The 15,685-nt window shown below is 60.2% G+C and carries 17 protein-coding genes and 2 pseudogenes; 3 read left to right on the top strand and 16 right to left on the bottom strand.

All coding sequences use genetic code 11. From position 1 onward, the window contains the following. Nucleotides 1-44: 44 nt before the first annotated feature. From LT974_RS17895 to LT974_RS06845, 7 genes and pseudogenes are all read right to left on the bottom strand, one after another. A pseudogene (locus tag LT974_RS17895) lies at nt 45-307 on the bottom strand (RNA-guided endonuclease TnpB family protein); the annotation flags it as partial. Between the two features lie 176 nt (nt 308-483). Further along, the gene (locus LT974_RS06870) at nt 484-2,598 is read right to left on the bottom strand and encodes a VirB4 family type IV secretion system protein (protein ID WP_332840549.1); all 2,115 of its coding nucleotides are present in this window, start codon (nt 2,596-2,598) and stop codon (nt 484-486) included. Beyond that, nucleotides 2,588-3,703, bottom strand: a complete 1,116-nt coding sequence (locus LT974_RS06865) for a hypothetical protein (RefSeq protein WP_232589988.1) — start codon at nt 3,701-3,703, stop codon at nt 2,588-2,590. The genes LT974_RS06870 and LT974_RS06865 overlap by 11 nt, the downstream gene beginning before the upstream one ends. Nucleotides 3,704-3,705: 2 nt before the next feature. Then, nucleotides 3,706-4,812 (bottom strand): hypothetical protein, encoded by a 1,107-nt coding sequence (locus tag LT974_RS06860; protein WP_232589987.1) that lies wholly within the window; start codon nt 4,810-4,812, stop codon nt 3,706-3,708. Nucleotides 4,813-4,814: 2 nt separating this feature from the next. Next, nucleotides 4,815-5,636, bottom strand: coding sequence for a COG1361 family protein (locus LT974_RS06855; protein ID WP_232589986.1), 822 nt, complete (start codon nt 5,634-5,636; stop codon nt 4,815-4,817). Between the two features lie 2 nt (nt 5,637-5,638). Then, nucleotides 5,639-7,345: a hypothetical protein gene (locus LT974_RS06850; protein WP_232589985.1), complete on the bottom strand. Its 1,707-nt coding sequence runs from the start codon at nt 7,343-7,345 to the stop codon at nt 5,639-5,641. 10 nt (nt 7,346-7,355) lie between these two features. Further along, nucleotides 7,356-7,769, bottom strand: a complete 414-nt coding sequence (locus LT974_RS06845; RefSeq protein ID WP_232589984.1) for a hypothetical protein — start codon at nt 7,767-7,769, stop codon at nt 7,356-7,358. Nucleotides 7,770-8,072: 303 nt separating this feature from the next. Between LT974_RS06845 and LT974_RS06840 the strand changes: the two genes are divergently transcribed. Beyond that, nucleotides 8,073-8,363 (top strand): PadR family transcriptional regulator, encoded by a 291-nt coding sequence (locus LT974_RS06840; protein ID WP_232589983.1) that lies wholly within the window; start codon nt 8,073-8,075, stop codon nt 8,361-8,363. Nucleotides 8,364-8,384: 21 nt separating this feature from the next. On the opposite strand, the gene LT974_RS06835 is transcribed toward LT974_RS06840, so the two are convergent. The 3 genes and pseudogenes from LT974_RS06835 to LT974_RS06825 all read right to left on the bottom strand — a co-directional run bounded on the left by LT974_RS06835 (nt 8,385) and on the right by LT974_RS06825 (nt 9,955). Further along, nucleotides 8,385-8,687, bottom strand: a complete 303-nt coding sequence (locus LT974_RS06835) for a hypothetical protein (protein WP_232590226.1) — start codon at nt 8,685-8,687, stop codon at nt 8,385-8,387. A 28-nt stretch (nt 8,688-8,715) separates the two neighbouring features. Next, nucleotides 8,716-9,000 (bottom strand): annotated as a pseudogene (locus tag LT974_RS06830) (hypothetical protein); the annotation flags it as partial. 154 nt (nt 9,001-9,154) lie between these two features. After that, nucleotides 9,155-9,955, bottom strand: a complete 801-nt coding sequence (locus tag LT974_RS06825) for a hypothetical protein (protein WP_232589981.1) — start codon at nt 9,953-9,955, stop codon at nt 9,155-9,157. A 115-nt stretch (nt 9,956-10,070) separates the two neighbouring features. Between LT974_RS06825 and LT974_RS06820 the strand changes: the two genes are divergently transcribed. After that, entirely contained in the window at nt 10,071-10,553 is a 483-nt protein-coding gene (locus LT974_RS06820) for an ArsR family transcriptional regulator (protein WP_232589979.1), read from the top strand. A 108-nt stretch (nt 10,554-10,661) separates the two neighbouring features. On the opposite strand, the gene LT974_RS06815 is transcribed toward LT974_RS06820, so the two are convergent. The 3 genes from LT974_RS06815 to LT974_RS06805 all read right to left on the bottom strand — a co-directional run bounded on the left by LT974_RS06815 (nt 10,662) and on the right by LT974_RS06805 (nt 13,459). Then, nucleotides 10,662-10,958 (bottom strand): ribbon-helix-helix domain-containing protein, encoded by a 297-nt coding sequence (locus LT974_RS06815; protein WP_232589977.1) that lies wholly within the window; start codon nt 10,956-10,958, stop codon nt 10,662-10,664. Between the two features lie 210 nt (nt 10,959-11,168). Next, nucleotides 11,169-12,041, bottom strand: coding sequence for an ArdC-like ssDNA-binding domain-containing protein (locus LT974_RS06810; protein ID WP_232589976.1), 873 nt, complete (start codon nt 12,039-12,041; stop codon nt 11,169-11,171). Nucleotides 12,042-12,145: 104 nt separating this feature from the next. Next, the gene (locus tag LT974_RS06805; RefSeq protein ID WP_408611699.1) at nt 12,146-13,459 is read right to left on the bottom strand and encodes an RNA-guided endonuclease InsQ/TnpB family protein; all 1,314 of its coding nucleotides are present in this window, start codon (nt 13,457-13,459) and stop codon (nt 12,146-12,148) included. A 38-nt stretch (nt 13,460-13,497) separates the two neighbouring features. On the opposite strand from LT974_RS06805, the gene LT974_RS06800 reads away from it, so the two are divergent. Next, entirely contained in the window at nt 13,498-13,641 is a 144-nt protein-coding gene (locus LT974_RS06800; protein ID WP_232589975.1) for a hypothetical protein, read from the top strand. Between the two features lie 257 nt (nt 13,642-13,898). Here LT974_RS06800 and LT974_RS06795 read toward each other — a convergent pair whose 3' ends face one another. The 3 genes from LT974_RS06795 to LT974_RS06785 form a co-directional block, all read right to left on the bottom strand. After that, a complete protein-coding gene (locus tag LT974_RS06795; RefSeq protein ID WP_232589974.1) occupies nt 13,899-14,507 on the bottom strand; it encodes a hypothetical protein in 609 nt (202 codons plus the stop codon). Between the two features lie 2 nt (nt 14,508-14,509). After that, nucleotides 14,510-14,818, bottom strand: a complete 309-nt coding sequence (locus tag LT974_RS06790; protein WP_232589973.1) for a hypothetical protein — start codon at nt 14,816-14,818, stop codon at nt 14,510-14,512. 145 nt (nt 14,819-14,963) lie between these two features. After that, nucleotides 14,964-15,611, bottom strand: a complete 648-nt coding sequence (locus tag LT974_RS06785) for a hypothetical protein (RefSeq protein WP_232589972.1) — start codon at nt 15,609-15,611, stop codon at nt 14,964-14,966. Between the last annotated feature and the right edge of the window lie 74 nt (nt 15,612-15,685).

The raw sequence follows: 15,685 nt of genomic DNA, 5'->3' as shown, positions 1-15,685 counted from the left end.
GGTGGGTTTCCGCGCTACTTCCGCTATGAGTTACGGTCGTTTCAGGAGTGGAAAGCGTCAGAAAGTTCTTCGATGACGTTCTGACTGGATTGTGCATTCAGGTCTTTCCAGCACGACTGGTTGTTCATATACGCTTTCAGCACGCCTTCATCTGGAATTTCGCCTGTTGCATCCCAGATGCGGTCGGCTGTCCAGCGGGCGACGTTCCAGAGTTTCGAGGCGGAGTCTCCGAGCGAGTCAAGGCCATCGCAGACCTGCCGGTGGTTCTGGATGGACCCACGTAGGTGCGCGTGACCTCAATCACCATACATAGCCTATGTATTCAAGCCAACTTAAACGGATGATTAGCGTTGAATATCCAGCCTGCCATCGACGGTGGTCTGTGTAGGAGTTGTCGGACTCACTCCCGCCCTGAAGGGCGGGATTCTCTCCTCGAAACAAGATAGAAATCAGCAGCCACCAAAACGGCTTCTCCCGCCGGCTTCAATCAGTCATATCGTCATCCTGAAACACCGTATTCCTCTCGACTTCCCCACCGAGCAACGACGAACGACCCTGGGTAGTCGGATCGAAGTCGATGACCTGCTTCTCCTTGGGCATCGCTTCGACCGTAATCCCACGCCACTCACCATCAACACCAACCAATGCCTCCGCAAACCCAGCCTCCTCATTTCCTGGGACAGCGTCCTGCACGAACCGCATCTGTGCGTAGTTCAGCCCGAACTCCTCGGCCCACTGCTCGTCCATCCCATCCAATCGGTGGAACTGCTTCACCGCACACTGATCCAAGATCGCTTCGCTTTCGGCATGCTCGAAGAACTCATCAACCGTCTGCGTCACCAAGCGAATCGAGAGGTTGTGATGCCGGTGATGACGAAACACCGTTTCCAGAAATGCGAGGCTCGCGGCGTCCTGCATGAGATAGCGTGCTTCGTCGATGTAGAACACGACCTCCTGCTCCGAGACTTTCGCGCGCTCGTACACCAACGAGATCAACAGCTGCATCGTCAGCGCCGTGCTGCTGTCCACGCTCCCCTCCTGCTGGGCTAAATCAAGGTAGATCACTTTCTCGTCGCGAATGTCAAACGCCGATGGCCGCCCGAGATTCGAATACCGGCCGCCTTCCTCGAAGGGACGGAGCTGGTCGAGCAGCCACGTCGCATCCCCAGCGAGCTTCCCGGCCTCCTCGTCAGTCCGTACAACGAATTCCTCGGGCTCCTCAACCATCGTTTCGAGCACGTCCATTACGTCCCGAATCGTCGGACTGGGATTGTCGTGGGTCGAAATATCGTCCGTAATTCCCTGTTCGTTGTACGCTCGCGTGAGCGCGAGTTCCAGCGTCGTCCGTCGATCCCCAAGCGAAACCCCGCGTAACGCGAAGAAGTTCGTGAGGAAGCTCATCGCGTCGTCGAGCTTCTCGTTGAACGGGCTCGCATCCTCGCCCATCGCACGCTGGACACGTTCAGGGGTCTCCCGTAGTTCGAGGGGATTCAGCCCGAGCGTCCCACCGACCGTAATTCGTTCCGCATCAAGCGCCTCGGCGACGCCAGCCCAGTCGTTCAGCGGCTCGAGAATCACGCCAATCCGGTCCTTGCTCTGCTCGATCGAACGGATGAAGTTCTGCTTGGAACTAAACGACTTCCCGGAACCAGGGTCACCGATGGTGAACATCGCATAGCCGTTCTCCCTGCTGAACGGGTCAATCACGACGGGGCTGCGCGTATCCTTGTGAATCCCGAACTCGACACCACCTTCCTCGAGGATCGTCGCCTGCTGGGGAGACGCCAACAGCGCACCTATGGCACCACCGAGCGCGATTGACGTCCGCCCGAACTCGTCGCGTCCAATCGGCGCAGCCGACTGTAGGGCGAGGTCCTGGCGACAGATCGCCGTTTTCGGCGTGAGGTTCGCCGGGTCGTCGCGGAGCGTACTCTTCACCGTCTGCACGGCGTCCCGAAGGTCGTCTTTCTCGTCGGCGCGTACCGTCACGAACATGCTCTGGTCGAACACACTGGCACCGTTCTCGACTGCTGTGTACGTCGCCGCCGCTTCATTCGCGCGCTCCTGGAGGTACGCGCTGCGCACGCTCTGTTCGAGGTCAGCGTCGACTTGGAGGTCGTCCGCGATATCCTGCAGCTCATCGCGCGCACGTTCCTGATTTCGGGGCGTCACGTGCGCCGTCAGATCGAACTGGACGTCGGTGAGCTCGAAAAGTTCGCTGAGATACCCATCGCTCGGATAATCCGGGTAGTCAGCGATGTACAGCGTCGACGTCCACTGCTCCCCAACTCGGGCAGCGCGCGTCTCCCACTCGATGGCATCCGGGGCCGTCACGGTCTGCTGGGACTCCGCAACGTCGTCAAGGATCTGGCCCTCCACGCGACCCTCCTCAAGTGTCTCCTCGTCGAGCACGTCCGCGAACGCAACCTGTGGCTCGTCGTCCTCGGCGTACCAGTTCCAGAGCTGTACCACGATGAGAACAGCCATCACAGCGAGGACTACGTATAGGACAGCGCCCTCGATCGATGTTGGCGCTGGTAGCCACTCCTCGAGCTGGCGATCGATTCCGCCGGCCTGGAGGAAAGCATTACATATCATGGTCGACCTCTCGGCGCGAGCGGTCGATGATGGGGTGGTCGCGGACGACGCGTTCAGCGTCGCCGTAGTCGTGCTCGCGGCCGTTCCAGAACGCCAGATTCAACACGAACAGCTCGACCGTGCTGAGCCGGCGCGCTGACCACCCTGACGCCTGCTGGAGGAACTCGGCGCGAACGTCGTTGACTCGCTGATCGAGTTTCTCGAACATTTTGGCGCGACGCTCAACAGCAGTGAGGTCCTCGCGACGCGTCACGAACGGCCGAAACAGGACGCCAACAATCGGGAACTGCGTCAGTTTCTCCGCGGGTGTCGCTTCGTCGCGGAACCGGTCGTAGACTTCCAGCGGCGTGACCTCAACACCGATGTAGTAGTGCACCTGCTGGCTGCCGCGCTCACGCATCTCCTTCGGGCGCGTCTCCCGGTACTCCTCGAGGAGTTTCCGAAAGATCGGGTTCTGTTTGACGTCCTCGTCAGTCAGGCGCTCCTCGATGGTCTCCGTGATCTGTTCGACGGGGAACGACCGGGTCGTGGCGTGGAACTTCAGCTGCCAGTCCAACTCCTTGTTGGCGAACGCCGCCCCCGCCTCCTGGAGTTGCGCCCAGTCGTCGGACATCGCGAAATCCATATTCCCGGGATTTACTTCGAGGAATGCTTCCATCGCGCCATCCTGGCGTTGGATCGCGCCCGCGCCCGGCCATGCCCGTTCGACGTTCGTGAGGTCTTGCGTGCGCTCGTCCGGTTTGAACGGCGTGTAGTTCGCGAGGCCGCCCTCGTTACGTGTTGTTCTAGTGGACTCAGTCTCGTCTTCGGGCGCGCTGAACGTTACCCGAGGCCGCTTCACGTACCGGTAGACGTCTTTCGTCCACGTCCACGCGTTCAGGTGGTCAGGCGACACGTAGAGGACGGCTACCCCAAACCCGAAGCCACCAGCAACGAGCGGAAGCGCGAGCGACTCCACGCCCGTGAGCCCCGCAACGAGCAGCCCAACAATTGGGAACGCGATAAGGACGCCAACGTCGCCCTCGTCAATATTGAGGATGGGGATGCGGCCTTCCTCGCCGAACTGGTCCATAATGCGCCGTGCAGCCGCATTCTGGTCGACCATCGTTAGTGGATCCCCCGGTCGAATTCCATCCCATGTTCGTCACTCGACTCCGTACGCTCGCTGGGGTCGTTCTCCGTCCGTCGATACGACGGGGACGAATTGTCGTCGGTGTGCCCGCCACGCGCTGCGGCCTTCTGGGCGACCGCGTGGCCGGCCGCGGCTTTCGGCCCCCAGCGAGCCGCCGTCGTCGCGATGCCAGCACCACCGACGTACGCGCCAGCAGCAACACCACCGATGAGTGCCGCGCCCTTCGTCGCGCCACCGAGAACCTTGGCTGTGAGCGGCGTCGCGAACGTGAACGTCTTCCACGTGATGTAGAGTGCGACTAGTGGGAGTGTGGTGGCAACGAGATACTTGAGGAATGCCGTCCCAGGTGTGAGTGTCCCACTACCGTAGAGGAGGTCGTATCCCTTGAAGACGATCGCAGCGGGGAGTGGAAGGATCGCTAACGGAACGAACCGTTTGCTGAAGTTTGATGCAATATTGGAGAGCACGGGGACGTTTCCGTAAGCCAGAGCGATCGCTATCGGCATCCCATATAGGTAGACGAAGAGCAGAACTTTGCGGATGTAGAAGAGGGCTTCAAGCGCCCAAATTCCAAGACCGCCAATAATAGCGAAGAGGATCGACAAAACGGGATTTGTGATAGTGGCTCCCAAGAGGCGGAGCATCGCTGACGCTAGGGACGATATATCTGGTATGAGAGCGATGGTAAATCCATTAACGAGATAGAGGGTGAGCGACCCAACCCAGTACCATGTAATTATTAGGAAAGCACCGACCCACGCGGTCTTCTTGGTTTTCCTGGCCTCGTATGCACTTCCGATATTGAAGATTCGGATAGTGTGTCGCCCCTGAACACTCATCACGAGAAGAAGAAGGGATATCAACATTATTTCACCACCAATAAGCCCGTCCTGAATCGTTTGCCAGGGGGCGTTGGTTGCTTCACCAAATATGAACGCTCCATCTGTCTCTGGGGTCGGTGTCCCGAATATCTCCTCAGTCAAGTTCCGATACCGAGACTGAAGCCCCTCCATGAATAAGCTGATGAGCCAATCAACGACCGCCTTGAATCCTTCAAGTACGACATCTATGAGGTCAACCATGGTCAGGCCTCCGTGATCGAAACCTCGCAGTCAACCATATCATTAGAGCCAGAGTATTGCACATCGAACGTGTTTGAAGCTGGGCCATCACTGTGCTGGGTCTTGACAGTCACCGTGAATTGCCCGCTATTTCCGCTGGGAGAACAACCCATTCCTGACTCTGACTCCGAACCGAACGGGAATGAACCGCTAAACAGGTCGACTGTTTCTCCCGGAGGAACAACAACCCGTTCAGTTTCGTACATCCCATTACCGCGAGGGTTCTCAAGTGGATTCGGGACGTCGCCTAAGAATATTAACTCAACTACTGCTTCAGGGCCAGTCCCGGTATTTTCGACTGTGACGAATGCCTCCCCGTTCTTCAGCCGATCTGTCTCAGACTCACCGTACACCTCGTCCCAGGGCTTCTCCGGATGGTTTCGGAAGAGACCGACAGCCCGAATATGAATCTCCGGCTGGAGTTGGAACGAGTGCTCGGTGACAGTCTCCTCGCCTTGGAGGGCAACGATGTCGTACTCACCTGGTGGGTAGGTCGCCCCAATCTCGAACGAGACTTGCTGGACACCAGCCGCGACCGCTTGTTGGGCGAAGAGTTCGCCGTTTGGCTGGATGAGATTGATTCGATCCACGTCCGCCTCCGAGGCAAGGCCGACGACGACCGCGGTGCCGTCGACCGTGACTTGCTGGAGCGGCCCGTCGACAGCACTCGATCCATTACCGGGAGACGAGTCTTGAGAGAGGCAGCCAGCGATACCGGCAAGCGCAGCACTAGCAACTGTTCGGAGGGCGGTCCGCCGATCAAGGTCTTGGAGGTGTCTGGTCATGATTACTGGAAGCGGGTGGTGAAGCCGAGCAGTCGGAGGAGCCGCGTGCCGGCGTAGAACACGACAACGAACGGGAGGAGCTGCCAGCCAACCTCGACGAGGAGCGCGAACCAGCCCTGAATCGTGGTGAGTGGATGCCAGCGCGCCGTCGCCGTCGCGGGAACGTACGCAGGGTTGTGGCTGAGCCATGAGCCAGGCTGGTAGCGCGCCGTATATACGCCGGGGTTGTCGACAGTGACGGTCGCAACGCCAGAACGATTCGTTTCGACACGCTGGCCGTTGATGGTAATCGCGCCGGTTCGCGTCTCGCCACCAATCAGATGCAGGCGGTCACGGTCCGCCAACTGAATCGGCGCACCAGTACGCGAATCGCGGAGTTCGACACGGAGCACGGCTGCCGTCTGATTCTGGCGAACGACGTCAACGGAGAGATTGCTCCGACGAAGCTGGCGGTCAGCGCCAGCTGCCGGCTTGACGGTCTCGTTGACGCCACGGACGATTCCTGCAACGTGGAGTGACTCCCGCTCAAGACTGTCTGTCCGGGCAGCGACCCCGTACGTCGCTTGGTAGGACTGGTTCACGACGTCGATGGAGACGTTCTCCCCAATCGTCCCCGCGGGTGTTGCTTGGTCGCCACCCCACGTCGAGAGCAACTCGGGGCCACCTCGGACGGGTTCGTCACGTGGCCCAATCTGGGACGGGTAGGCGTGCACGCCCACCGGGAGCGCGGGTGACTCGACTACCGACTGCCCCGTCGCGTTCGTAGTGATGAGCGTCTCCCAGTCCGAATTGCGGGCGGTGTAGAACCGCCAAATGCCACGGACTCGCGCGCCGCGCTCGGGAAGCGTGAAGCCCTGCCACGGCCGCGACTGGAAGACCGCGACGCCAGCGTCGCCGTTCGGATACGACGCGTAGTGGGCGGTCGCCGACAGGTTGTAGAACGCGACATCGAGCGTATCCGAGACGGTCACCGAGTCCGCGTGAAAGGTGATATCCACGCTGGTCGTGTTCCCGTGATCGATGCGCGTCGTCTGCCGCACGCGAACGTCGATTTCGGCGGTAAACGAGAGCGTCGCACTCCCATTTCGGGTCGTCTGATAGTCGAGGACGGGCGTGTGGGAGCCATTCTGTTCGGCAAGCGGCACCCCGTCTGCCTGCAGCCGGACGGTGTCGACCGAATGGTCAACGAGCGACCACTCACTCGTCGCATTCCCCTCCGGGAGGCGGACGCGATAATCCACGAACCCACGGAGGGTGCCGTTCGGTGCAATATACAGTGGCCTCGTCCCCGCAGCGAGGTGGGCGCGCGTCGACGGCTGCACCGCGAACACTGTGGCGTGGGCGTTCTCGATGAAGACGCTATCCGTGAGGTTCGCGTGTGGTGGATGCACGGACGTGTTCGAGCCGCCCGCATCGAGATCCTGGAAGTCGTTGCGTGTCCACGTGGCGGCGGTTGCGGGCGGCCGCGTGAACGTGACGTCCGTCCCGTTCGCAACCTGCTGGACGGCCGTCCGGTTCTCGCCGTATCGCTCGCGGTACGTCGTCTGGTTGATGTAGTCGTCAGTGTCCCGCGACCACAGCGTCGCAGATTCGTTCTCGGTGAGCCCGTTGGCTTCGGTCCCCGGCCGTGGTGGGGTAGCAGCAACGACGCTGGTGATGCCGCCAGCGACGACCAGCGCAGCCACGACAACGCGCGCTCGGTAGTGCATGAACAGAACGCTACCAGGGGACGAGATCGACGCACGTCGCGAGTGGCAGGTTCATCATCGAGCCGGCGACCGTGTACAGCGGGCCGAGCACGACGAGGACGACCGCCGACTTCATCGCCGAGCGCTTGTGCCGCTTCAACCCCTTCTTGCGCTCCGGGCTGAGCGTGAACATCTCGATGAGTGAGTCGGCCTGCCAGACGACGGCGAGGCCGACGATGCCCAGCGCGGTCGTCAGCTGGAAGAACCCCTCAATCATGCTCGGGAGGTTGTCCGCGCTACAGACCGCGCTACTCTGGGCGGCCGCCGGCTGGACCATGAGTAAGCTGACGAGGACGATGGTGGTAGCGACCTTGCGCGGGAGGTGGCTGACTGATGGTGCGTCGGCGTCACTGGCAGTGGATTTGGAGGGGACGTATCGGGCCATGATGCAGTAGTCTGCTCTTTGGGGACGTTACCGGGGGCGCTCTGGTGTGCTACTTGTCAACACGCAGTCGAAAAGTGACAGAGGGAGGTGGTATATATTTTCTCCTAGTATTTCAAAAAATAACCTAGAACAGAACCAGTCAACATCTAAGGAGGTGTGGGGTGACGGTGCCCCGCGAAGAACGTACTCGGGTCTATCCGTGGGCTATGAGCAGCGACACTGCCAGTAGAATGTCCATTCGCTGGGTTCGTATCGCGATCGCCATTAACAAGAATTATACAGTTTGGCAGTTTCAGCCAAACTATGTACGATCTCACCGGCTTCCAGCGAGACCTCCTGTATGTGGTCGCTGGTCTGGACGAACCGCACGGCCTCGCCGTGAAAGACGAACTCGAAGAGTACTACGAGTCCGAAGTCCACCACGGCCGGCTCTACCCCAACCTCGACACGCTCGTCGACAAGGGTCTCATCGACAAAGGTGAACTCGACCAGCGCACCAACTACTACACGATCACCGACCGCGGCCGCCGCGAAATCGCCGCGCGCCGCGAATGGGAACAGCAGTACGTCGACCTCGAAGAGGAAGCAGAATAAACGTCTCAGAGCAAGCAGGCGTCAGTCATCCGGATTGACGGGTCCTTTGTACACCGAGCGGACGTGCTCGCCGTCCCGCCACTGCCAGTAGTAGTAGCGGTTGTCGTTGATCTCCTTGACCGTGATCGACGCCTTCGCAGGGACCGCATCCGGCCGGTCGTCCTCGGAGTCCGCAACTGTCTCCGCGGGTTCTTTGTCTCGATACGTCGCGAGCTCGTCGGCGTACGTCGCAATCTGTCGTAGCTGTTCGGGCGAGCACGCCTCCAACGAGTCGACGAGCTCGCCGGGCGGTCCTGTCGGTGGGGTTGGTGGCTCTGGCATGATGACTCATGGTTAACCAACAGAACCTCGCTTACGGGGCGTTCTGTTGGTTAAGCCTCGTGCGCGCCTGGTCCGGCAGTCGACCATCCGGCCGGGGAACCCGACCAAGTTTGAGTTCGACGTCGACGCGCCGTAGATGCTTGCAACCACCCTCGGGCGTGCGATACTCCCAATCCGGGCAGGTGCACGTCTCGGCGACGACGTCGACTTCGTACCAGTTTCCGGACGCGGACCGCACCTCGTAACGGCCGCCCTTTTCGAGCAAAGAGACGGCCATCGCCTCCTCGAGCGCTCGCCTCGTTCGTGGGTCGAGATCAGCCCGAGCGATGCCCTGTGGGACCGATTCTGGAATTACTCTGAGTTGCTGGGAAGACATGGTTCGATGAAGGCGCGAGTGCGCCTCCACCGCTCCGCGGGCGCAGACAAACACGACCGCGACCGAGCGCATATGCTTTGAGCGGTTTGAACGGTCAGCTATCACCACGTGCTTCCCACTCTGGGCGTGGTGTCGGGGACGGGAGTTCGGCAACCAGTGTTCGAAGTTCGTTCTCTGTCGTCCACGGGAAGCACCGATCGTGGAGTTCGAATTTGCGGAACTTGTTGAGATGGACCCAACTGTACGTTGCCGGCTCTTCGCCCTCATCTGCCCGGTCGTCGATCACCTCCCAAACCTCCTGTTCGTCGATATCGAGCCCGCTCTCTTGGGCACGATCAACGAGCGACTCGACTTTTGCTTGGACTTCATCCGTCGACAACTCGTCTGCGAACGCGATCCCGAGGGCGGCTTGGATGACGTGCTGTTTCGAGTCAAGGTTTGCGTCAGTCACCCACGCGTAATCCCGCGGGAACACGTATGATTTGTCGAAATAAGGCGAGTCATCGATCTCGCCCAATTCAGGGGCCTCCCCGCCACTCTCCTTCTCGAAGACCCCGACGATGTAGTCGCTGTAGGTCGCAAGCAACGAAAACATGATATCGAACGTATTGAGCCGATCAGTCGGCAGTTCGAGGAGGTCTCCCATGATGAACGGATAGGCACCGAGCTGCTTCGTGAGTTCGTTCTGGACGGCGCGAAGTCGGCGGAGATAGGGGTCGCGATAGCTCCCCAAGATGAAATACGATGTCCGCTGACTCCAGAGATACGGCAATTCACGCTGCGTGAACCGCCAGATTTCCCGTTTCTCTGCAGGATCAAGTTCGATGCCCCCGACGGCCTCGTGAACAACGGTCATAATCTCTCCAGCATCCGGTGGCGGGCTTGGATCGGTCATTAGTCGCTCTTTCAAATCACACCACCTTACTCCTTCTGAATCACTTTGGCTGTTCTTGATTTAACCAACTTGGATGACCCGAACTGTTATAGCGCCCCGCTTCGTACCAGCACGTATGAGCGAAACCGGCACTAGCGCAGCCGATGCGGGGCCATTCGCGGAACAGCAGCGGCTGTTCAAGCTGCTGTCCCAGGATACGCGCCATCTCATCATCCAGGAGCTGCTGGGCCACCCCGCCCACCTGATGTCGCTCGCCGAACTCGAGTATATGACCGGGAAGAGCCAAGCGGCCATCAAAGACCAGCTGGAGACGCTGATCGACGCCGGGCTCCTCGCACGCTACACGTACGAACCGAGCAAGGGAACACGTGATCTTCCCGCTCAGTTCTACGGCTTCACTGAGCGAGGCGTCGAGATCCTCCACGACTACAAGTACCTCCGTGGCCTCCCGGTCGCACGCGCCTTCTACGAAAACACGCGGAAAACCGAGAAAATCGAGCGCCACGAATCGGCGCCCCGCCCGGATCTTCCGGACGCTGTCGCGGACGCACTCGACTTTGACGAGCCCGAACTCGATGCCGTTGTTAGTGATACATAGCGAGCGAGAACCCACCCCTAAGGGGGTGAGTTTCCGCGCTGTCCCGCTGTGAGGTCCTCAAACCGCGTGGCTGCACGAGGCGCGAACATCCACGCCCACTCGTTGTTGCTACTCGCCATCCGTGTCGTCGTCCATCATCGCCAGAACGTCTTCACGGGAGACAAGTTCGGCCTCGCCGGTCCGGAGGTCGTGTTCACTCGCGGCAATCTGCTTCCAGCCCTCGCGCGAGAATTCGGGGTGCTTGACCGCGTCCCGTGCCGCGTACCGCAGGAACTCACTGCGAGAGTTGAACCCCTGTTCCTCCCAGGTAGTGTCGATATCGTCCAGGAACGCCTGTGTGAGTCGGAGATTGATCTGGACGGTTTCCGGGCCGTCGTCACCCGTCGAGGTCTCAGCGTCGGACATGATATGCTAGTGCTTTACGCCTGCATATCAAATAAACGGTCGCCGAGGAAGCGTGCCTGATGTCCACGTTGTGGTTTTTCGATGGTACTCCGCGTGTGTTTCTGCATAGAATCTACCCTCTGCTCAGCTTCAGCTATGCTGCCTCGGTTATGGGGATAAACAATCTTAACCAACAAAGGCGCGGGTCGGCAGCAGATGTTGGTTAATAATTCAGGTATCGGCTTCCAGCGTCTCGATGAGCTGCTCGGCCGTCCGACTGATGCGGTCAAGCCGGTCACGAACGACCTCAGCGTCGTCTGCTTCCCACGCGGCGAGGTAGAACGCCGACCGACTCGTGTCTAGCCCGCAGTACCGCCCGACGATGTACGCAACTGATTCCGCCTCGACTTCACGCTTCGACCGTTCAGCCGTCTCGGTCACGCCAGCATGCAGCAACGCGTGCGCGTACTCGTGGATCAGCGTCCGTGCGAGGTCCGCGTCGTTCTCCCGGTCACGAACCTCCACAACCGGCTGCGCATCCATGGGGCTGAGCCGTTCACAGACGCCCTTCGCGTCGCCATGCGTCCATTCGTCCGCAGGAACGATGCGCGCCGTCACCTCAAGCTCGTCCGCGATGTCCAAGAGTCGTGGCGCGAGCTCGCCAGCCTCCCCAGTCGCTGCAGTGTCGAGTTCGGGAAGCGGCTCGCCCTCCGTCTGGGAGATGTCGAAGACGGGCGCGGGGTTGAATCCGACCAGGCCTTTCGACCACTCCTCGGGCGGCGTCTCGTCGTACTCACAGTCGCTGTCGTCGTGGTAGCTCGGCGAATTCTCGCACTCCGGGCACCGCTTGGCGATGATTGGCGCCCAGATCCAGATGGCTGACTCGCCCTTCTGGACGTGGCGGTCGAACTCCTCCTGCCACGTCCGGTAGCCCGCAACCTTGGTCGCCTCCGGGCACTGGCGCTTGATGAGCAGCGTGTTCCGATACGAGTAGTCGTGGAACCGACTCTGGACGTCCAACCATTCCTGGAATTCGTCGCTGGCTTGCGCGTCGTCGACGCCAGCCACGAGCTCGTCAATCCACGCTTCGATGGTGCTGTGCATCTCGTCTGATCGCGTGTCGGTCTCAGCGAAGGAGACCGACGAGGAACTAGCCTTGACATCCTCCCACCCCTGAAGGGGTGGGATTCCTCCGGTGGGGGTGTTGGCTATGCCGCACCCACGGAGGCAAGTTTCCCCTTGCGGGTACTCCGGTTTGTGCGCTCCTCGTTGGGACTTACCCTCTCGGGAGAGTATGGTATCTCCGACCAGTTATGGTCGTCCCACTTGAGGCGCACGGGCCGTGCCATCGACCCGACTTCGGATTCGCCAGCCTGTCGTTCGAGGAACGTCCGCGACGCGTCGAGGTCGGCGTGCCCCTCGTAGCCACACAGACAGCGGAACACATCGCCGTCCCGCTCTGTATCATCGCGTTCGCCACACTCGGGGCACTCCGCCGTCGTGTATGCTTCTGACTTTACTTCGACCGTGATGCCGTACTCTTCGGCGGTCGTGGCGAGCCGGTCGATGAACGAGCGATACGCCCAGAACTGGTGCGTTTTCTCGTTCACCTCTGCCGACCAGTGCTCCGACAAGACATCGGTGAGGTCGCCCACGTACACCGTGGCAACGCCCTTGTCGTACAGTCGTTCCATCAGGTCGCGCACGAGCGCGTCCTGTGCGTGGTCGCGCCGTCGCGTCCGCTTGCGATAGAGGCGTCGAATCAGCCGGCTACTGTACCGGCCCTCGCAGAGTTTGGACTGCAAGCGGGCAATCTCCTCGGTGGTTTCCCGGAAGCGGGCGAACAGGTCGCGGCCCTCGTAAAGGTACTGCTGGCCGGTGGTGGTGGTACAGGCGACGAGGTTGTTCGCGCCCACGTCCAGCGCGGCTTCTTCCGAAGCCAGTGGTGAATCCCGTCGAGAATCAGGCACGGTGACGGGTTGAATGGCCCTGAACGTGTCGGCCACCTCGTCGTAGTACAGTTCCAACCGGCCCTGTTCGCCCTCCCAATTGGGGTTGCCAGCGACTTCGAGGCGCAGACGGTCGTGGTAGCCAAGCCTGTATTCATCTTTCAGGTCTTGTCCCACAGGGATTTCGAGGCGGCTCCGCCCGCCGGTTTCGAGGGTGTACTGGTCGTTGCGGATGTACGTCCGCAACTCCCGGCCCTCGGCCTCGTTGCCCCAGTAGCCGGGCGGGGCGGTGTCCTCGCCATCCTCTCGGGCAGAGAAGAACGACCGCCACGCCTCGCTGTTCTTGCGGATGACCTGTTGAGCGGTGGCAGAGCCGAGGACACCGACGTACTGCTTGCGGTAGTCGGCGGTATCCCACACACTCTCGCCGTCGAAGAAGTTCTGGCGACGTTCGTAGGTGAGTTCGTTCCAGAGGCTGGCGGAGGCGTCCAACAACTCGCGGAGCAGTTGCTCGTCCTTGGGGGAGAGCGGCCGAACCGCGAACGTGTTGGTTCGCCGCACGACAACAGACATTTGTAGTTCTACGTCTATATGTCTTTTGGACATAAACGATGCGACCGAACATCGACATCTCACACACGCTGAACGGGCGGGTGAAAGACTACGCTGAACAGCAGGACGCGAGCCTCGAAGACGCCTATCGAGAGATTATCGAAGCGGGGTTGGAAGCGGTTGAACATCCAGACGAGTCGTAGCGCGTGGACTGGTGGGCGATGCTGTCGCTTACACCCACCCCTAAAGGGGTGGGCTTCCGCTCGCTACGTGTCACCACGACCCGCCTCTCAGGAGGCGCGCCGCACCCCTCGCGGCGCACGAAAAACCGCTGTGTCGTGGACGAGGGATAACCGTCACCGAATCACGTGAGGACGCGACGGTAGTGCTCGCGCTGTCACCGTGCGCAGACGTGTCCCTCAGCAGTAGTTGGTAGTCCGATTTCTTTAGTCAGGAGTATTCATGGCAGTAGATCGTTCGGGAGATACTGCGAGCAATCGACCGGGATCGCTTCCCATGCTGCCTGAATCGCTTGATACCCTGTCCAGCCTTCTCCTCGAAGCATCTCGCCACAGGCCTGACAAAACTCAGCTACAGTGCACGCCCCCTCGTCTAGTAACAGATACAGCAAAAACGTGGGAGCAACCGCCTTCCCAGTCGTCTCTTCTGCGTCGTCGAATACTCGATTAATCGCCCGACGTCCGTGCTTATCCATCAAAATAGCGAACCGGTACAGCGCTGTATTCTGTTCGATTTCCGTCTTCACGGACTTCTCCCCAGCATCCTCGCCATGCGGTCGGGGAACACACGGGACCGTCGTAAACGGCTGATCCTCGTCGTCGAACGACTCAATTGCCCTCTTGCTCCCATCGTGCATCCACCGTTCTCTCGTCCCTTCAGGCGCGTACTCAGACATCTCGCGAACGTGGCGCTTCAGCTCGTGATAACAGACGTTCGTCGTTGTCAGCTGTAGATTGTCCGAAATTCGAGACCAGAGATTCGTGTTCGCTACGGCGATCACTGCGTCCGTATCAACGATGACTGGATGGCGCACAGCATCGTCCACCATCTTCACTTCTGGAAAACTCCGGTCGTATCAAGCTCTGCAGCCTCCTCGAAGGCCTCCCGCTCGCGCTCAATTTCGTCTAAGCCATCACCAAGAAGGATCTCTGCAACTTCTTCAGAGAGCTCTCCCTGCTTGTATCGCTGGTGGAGGGTGATCTTCTCCTCGTCCGAGAGGACTTCTCGGAGTTTCTCTTGAAGGCCCTGTCGAGCAAGCTCACTGATGTTGATCCCACCAAGACGCATCTGATCGACAATCTGAGTCGCCTTCTTCTCAGTTTCACCCCGAAACTGGATTTTGTCGTTGTTTGTGGCCATCTTACTCTACTTTCCCTCTCCATCGCAATAGATGTTGTGACGCGCCATCCGTGTCAGTACAACCTCTCGCAACAGACACGAACACAGCGTTTCGGAGAACGTTTTGAGTAAAAACTGACGCGGCCGAAGTGAGTCATCCTGGGGCTTACCGAAGTTGTGCGTCGCGCTCGACGACCGTATACCCCTGCGCTTCGAGGGCTTCGTCTCTGTAGTGCCGGAGCACGAGCTGCTGTGGCAGGCGTCGCAGACCGAAGCCGCGCTCGGCGACGTATGCAACGTCGACGACAGTCTCGTCGCTATCGTCCCGAATCGTCGCAGTGTACGTCGCCCACGGGTGGCCGTTGATCGTGACGTCGAGTGTTACGCGGGTGTCACCGCCTGCTGTCGGCGCCGTGTCCGTTTGGACGGTCACCTCGTTCGTTCGCAGGCCGAACAGATACGACACGACGTAGGTTGGCACGCCGTTCGCAGTCGTCACAGCATCCGCGATTCCCCACTGGAACGCGAGGACGGGCGGTGTCAGCCCCGTAAACGCAGCACGCACCGTTTCCACATCGTCGTCACTCCGGAGCCGTATCGTTCCGTGCGGTCGAAGCACTGGAGCACGGATGACAACGACCAGCGCCGCGCCAACGAGGACCGCAGCCAGCAGCCCCCTCAGCAGGTATGTCGCCAGGAACACCGAGGCAACGACCACGCCAACAAGCGTACTGAGCGGTCGTTCATAGCTGAGATACCGCTGGGCGACGGTGACCGCGTCCGTTGGTCGTTCACCGTCAGTCGGAGACGCCATCGTCTGCATGCGCTACTGCAAGAAGGTTAGTTCTGCTGGACGACGTGCTCCCGAGAGTAGGCACACGCTGCACT

The organism is Halobacterium noricense (genome assembly GCF_021233435.1).
Taxonomy (GTDB): Archaea; Halobacteriota; Halobacteria; order Halobacteriales; family Halobacteriaceae; genus Halobacterium; species Halobacterium noricense.
Note: the sequence above shows the minus strand (reverse complement) of the source record. Positions and strands in the feature narration are given on the sequence as shown.

Coding starts and splice junctions, on each gene's coding strand:
- LT974_RS06785 (WP_232589972.1), bottom strand. CDS start 15,611: ATGGCGTCTCCGACTGACGGTGAACGACCAACGGACGCGGTCACCGTC.
- LT974_RS06805 (WP_408611699.1), bottom strand. CDS start 13,459: ATGTCTGTTGTCGTGCGGCGAACCAACACGTTCGCGGTTCGGCCGCTC.
- LT974_RS06815 (WP_232589977.1), bottom strand. CDS start 10,958: ATGTCCGACGCTGAGACCTCGACGGGTGACGACGGCCCGGAAACCGTC.
- LT974_RS06850 (WP_232589985.1), bottom strand. CDS start 7,345: ATGCACTACCGAGCGCGCGTTGTCGTGGCTGCGCTGGTCGTCGCTGGC.
- LT974_RS06800 (WP_232589975.1), top strand. CDS start 13,498: ATGCGACCGAACATCGACATCTCACACACGCTGAACGGGCGGGTGAAA.
- LT974_RS06840 (WP_232589983.1), top strand. CDS start 8,073: ATGTACGATCTCACCGGCTTCCAGCGAGACCTCCTGTATGTGGTCGCT.
- LT974_RS06855 (WP_232589986.1), bottom strand. CDS start 5,636: ATGACCAGACACCTCCAAGACCTTGATCGGCGGACCGCCCTCCGAACA.
- LT974_RS06790 (WP_232589973.1), bottom strand. CDS start 14,818: ATGGCCACAAACAACGACAAAATCCAGTTTCGGGGTGAAACTGAGAAG.
- LT974_RS06825 (WP_232589981.1), bottom strand. CDS start 9,955: ATGACCGATCCAAGCCCGCCACCGGATGCTGGAGAGATTATGACCGTT.
- LT974_RS06795 (WP_232589974.1), bottom strand. CDS start 14,507: ATGGTGGACGATGCTGTGCGCCATCCAGTCATCGTTGATACGGACGCA.
- LT974_RS06865 (WP_232589988.1), bottom strand. CDS start 3,703: ATGGTCGACCAGAATGCGGCTGCACGGCGCATTATGGACCAGTTCGGC.
- LT974_RS06860 (WP_232589987.1), bottom strand. CDS start 4,812: ATGGTTGACCTCATAGATGTCGTACTTGAAGGATTCAAGGCGGTCGTT.
- LT974_RS06820 (WP_232589979.1), top strand. CDS start 10,071: ATGAGCGAAACCGGCACTAGCGCAGCCGATGCGGGGCCATTCGCGGAA.
- LT974_RS06845 (WP_232589984.1), bottom strand. CDS start 7,769: ATGGCCCGATACGTCCCCTCCAAATCCACTGCCAGTGACGCCGACGCA.
- LT974_RS06870 (WP_332840549.1), bottom strand. CDS start 2,598: ATGATATGTAATGCTTTCCTCCAGGCCGGCGGAATCGATCGCCAGCTC.
- LT974_RS06810 (WP_232589976.1), bottom strand. CDS start 12,041: ATGCACAGCACCATCGAAGCGTGGATTGACGAGCTCGTGGCTGGCGTC.